This is a genomic window from Okeania sp. SIO2F4 (assembly GCF_010672385.1).
In the GTDB taxonomy this organism is placed as follows: Bacteria; Cyanobacteriota; Cyanobacteriia; order Cyanobacteriales; family Microcoleaceae; genus Trichodesmium.
In genome coordinates this window covers 1-3,527 of record NZ_JAAHGT010000983.1, presented here as the reverse complement: position 1 = coordinate 3,527, position 3,527 = coordinate 1, and the positions used below count along the sequence as shown (strand labels likewise).

5 protein-coding genes and 2 pseudogenes are annotated in these 3,527 nt (G+C 33.1%); all 7 read left to right on the top strand.

Annotated features, from left to right (window positions below; all coding sequences use genetic code 11):
* The first annotated feature begins 129 nt into the window (after positions 1–129).
* Positions 130–660, top strand: coding sequence for a hypothetical protein (locus F6K22_RS35990; RefSeq protein WP_293109403.1), 531 nt, complete (start codon positions 130–132; stop codon positions 658–660).
* A gap of 252 nt (positions 661–912) precedes the next feature.
* Complete coding sequence (locus tag F6K22_RS35985; RefSeq protein ID WP_293109401.1) at positions 913–1,437, top strand: helix-turn-helix domain-containing protein; 525 nt, start codon at positions 913–915, stop codon at positions 1,435–1,437.
* A pseudogene (locus tag F6K22_RS42720) lies at positions 1,418–1,913 on the top strand (IS630 family transposase). Before F6K22_RS35985 ends, F6K22_RS42720 begins: the two are co-directional and overlap by 20 nt.
* A 140-nt stretch (positions 1,914–2,053) precedes the next feature.
* A complete protein-coding gene (locus F6K22_RS35975; RefSeq protein ID WP_293109399.1) occupies positions 2,054–2,257 on the top strand; it encodes a hypothetical protein in 204 nt (67 codons plus the stop codon).
* A 363-nt stretch (positions 2,258–2,620) separates the two neighbouring features.
* Positions 2,621–2,941 (top strand): hypothetical protein, encoded by a 321-nt coding sequence (locus F6K22_RS35970; protein ID WP_293109397.1) that lies wholly within the window; start codon positions 2,621–2,623, stop codon positions 2,939–2,941.
* A gap of 81 nt (positions 2,942–3,022) precedes the next feature.
* On the top strand, positions 3,023–3,193 hold the full coding sequence (locus tag F6K22_RS35965; RefSeq protein WP_293109395.1) for a hypothetical protein: 171 nt from the start codon (positions 3,023–3,025) through the stop codon (positions 3,191–3,193).
* Positions 3,194–3,244: 51 nt separating this feature from the next.
* Positions 3,245–3,527 (top strand): annotated as a pseudogene (locus tag F6K22_RS35960) (hypothetical protein); the annotation flags it as partial.

The following is a 3,527-nucleotide window of genomic DNA, read 5'->3' as shown; positions in this document are numbered from 1 at the left end:
GAAGTAACCAAACAATATTTTACAAAATTCCCCGATAGTTGGGTTTTAAGGCTTGATGTAAAAAAACTAAAATACGGTGATGAGGCTAGTTTAAAATCTCCTTGGGAAGCAATACCTAATATTAATTAAATGGAGATTTTTGGAAGTACAAGGGATAAAAATTTACAGAGACAACCAAATGATATGCAAGAAATACCGATAGCTCCCTTGCATAATAAATTCGATCCTTTGTGTATGTTGAGGGGAAGAAAAGATCATCACGGACGTCATACAGAAAACTTTGATAAAAAGGTATGGAAAAATGAAATAGTACAAGCAACTTTAGCGGATATTAGAGATGCTATGATTTTATCTGGACCCTTCAAATATTTTCCTTTCTGGTGTTTAGATAGATTACTTGGACTTTCTGTTCAAGCAAAGTATTATGAACAAGGAAAAATAATCGGTCATATACTGCCCCAACCAGAACAAATTAGGATAGAAGATAATCCTCCTGAATATAGAAGAACTAAAAGATTTTATGTATTTGCCGAACTTTTGTTACTGAAAAATAATCCCCAATATGGCTATCTCTGGAATTTGATTTTAGCTCAATTTGCCGATATACCTGTGAGGATAATTTCTTCTATTAATCGACGGTTATCTGGGAATGAAAGGTGAGCTAATACTATTTTTCTAGATACCATATAGAAGGTGGTGAAAGTTCAAGAATTGCCAGAGCTAGAATTTGACAGACTGGCAAGATAAAGCTTTGATTGAAGGTTGTGTTCAAAGTAGAGTAGGAACAGAAATTAATCGACATAAGTAATTGGACAAAATTAATCGTATATTTTATCAAAGATCAGAAATTAGTTAAGCTGAGAAATTAATAGACTGCCTAAACTTTAGATAAAAACAAGCAAGGCAATAGTTATGAGATATATAAAAGGAATAACACCCGAGACCTTGAAACTTCTAGAAAAAATCTACTCTCAGAGTAAGTATTTTCAGGTTAGGCAGAGAAGTCATTGCATTATATTAAGCTATAAAGGATACAAAATCTCACAATTAATTGCCATCTTTAAAGTGAGCCGTAATACAATATATAACTGGTTAAATGCTTGGGAAGAATCAAATTTTGCCGGATTTAAAAATCGTCCTGGTCGGGGGAGAAAAAAGGGATTTTCACCATCACAGGAATCACAAATTAAGGAGTGGGTGAAACTCGAACCGAAACACCTAGGTAAAACACAATCAAAGATTAGGCCAGCCTGGGGAGTAGATGTTAGCAAAAAGACCATCAAAAGAATTATTAAATCATTCTCAATGGGATGGTTTAGAGTGCGAAAAGGACTTGCTGAAAGTCCAATAGAGCATGTTTACCATCGAAAAGTCAAACAATTAGAAGCATTAAAAAAAACCGGAAGATTCTGGGGAAATAGAACTCAGATATTTTGATGAAAGCGGCTTTTATTTAACTCCTTATGTCCCCTATCCTGGGCAGGAAAAATACCCAAAAATCACTCTCAAAAGTCAACAAAGTAAAAGATTAAATGTCTGGGGTTTTCTCACAAGAGATAATGAACTTGAAGCCTGTATTTTTCCAGAAAGTATTAACACTGATGTGGTCATAGCTTCCATAGATCAATTTAGTGAGAATATGACAAAAAAAAACAGTTTTAGTTGTGGATAATTCTCCGATACATCAGAATAACCGTTTCTGGGATCGAGAACATGAGTGGGCAGAAAAAGGGCTAGAGATTTTATTCTTACCAACTTATTCTCCTCATTTGAATATGATCGAAATCTTCTGGGGTTTTCTCAAATATCAGTGGTTAGATGTAGATGCTTATGAGGATTATTCTTCCTTGGTTAATGCTGTAGAAAATATCCTGAAAAACTTTGGCACAGAATATACAATTAATTTTGTCTAGTTACTTAAAAGGAGTATTAAAAGGTTAATAAGTTAAGACGCATTTAAACTGGGTATTAGCAAACTAGGAAAGAAACCGTCAAACCCTCCCCTAATCTCCCTATCTTCCCATCTCCCCATCAGCCACAATAACCAATTTAGATGCTTAACAGCTTAGAAGCTATTGGAAAAGGAAAAAATTATTTTCATATTCATCTTACTACTGATAGTCATATATATCACTATTCTTTACAGATAAGCCAAAATATGGGGAAAAAATATCTTCAGGAAGTTGAGATAATTAGTAGATATCCTAAACACCAAAAGCCTCTTACCAGGGAAGATATAGAATTATTTGAACAGTAGAAAAGACTGGGGGAAGCCAGAATAGGGGAAGAATTAAAAACAGAAGTTTTAGATGCTTATAAATCTCTATAATCATTAATTGATTTAGCATGATAAAAATGGTTAGAAAGACTTTGAAAAAAAATTATATAAAATTCCATTTATTCCCTACTAAAAAATATAAATAACACTACTCAAAAATTAAATTATTGACTGACGCTCAACAAACTTGTTAAAATGCACTTAAAACCCTTAACACATACACATAAGTATCACCAATAGATAAGGTCTCAAGCCTTCCACCCTTTCAAAGGGATAAAAAAGAAAATTTCGGATTTTCTTACCTCCGACTTCAGGCATAAGTACTGATAACTGATAACTGAAATGAACCAAGGAATATTATCAATTGTAGTCCCTACAAGAGAAGGACTTCCTAACTATTGGATCGAAGGTCTGTTAAAAATCAAAGGAGATGTAGAATTAATATTAGTTCATCCTCTAGGAATGAAAAAACTTCCCATTAGCAACCCGCGAGTTCAACAAATAAATAGCTCATTTCGTGGCGAAGTAATTCAAAGAATGACTGGTCTGATGAATGCTTCAAAAAAATATGTTTTAACAATAAATTGTGATGAATTTTTGCATCCAGACATTGCAGAAATAACCAGACAATATTTTACCAAATTTCCTGATAATTGGGTTTGAAGACTAAGAAAAAAAAATCTCAAATATGGTGATGAAAGTAGTTTAAAATCTCCTTGGCAATCAATATCTAATGTAGATGAAATGCACAGTTGTGGAGTCAGTACAGGAAATCAAAATTTATATGGAACACCTAATTATATAGTTGAAATACCCATAGCTCCTTTGCATAATAAATTCGATCCTTTGTGCATTTTTAGGGGAAGAAAAGATCAAGACGGACGTCATACAGAAAACTTTGATAAAAAAGTATAGAAAAATGAAATAGTACAAGCAACTTTAGCAGATATTAGAGATGCAATGATTTTGTTTGGACCATTTAAATATTTTCCTTTCTGGGCGATGGATAGATTATTAGGACTTTCTATTCAAGCCAAGTATTATGAACAAGGAAAAATAATCGGTCATATACTACCCGAACCAGAACAAATTAGAACTGAAGATAATCCTCCTGAATACAGAAGAGGTACTAGAAGATTTTATGTATTTGCTGAACTTTTGCTACTAAAAAATAATCCCCAATATGGCTATCTTGGGAATTTGATTTTAGACCAAATCACAGATATACCTGTAAGCGAATTATCTGCTA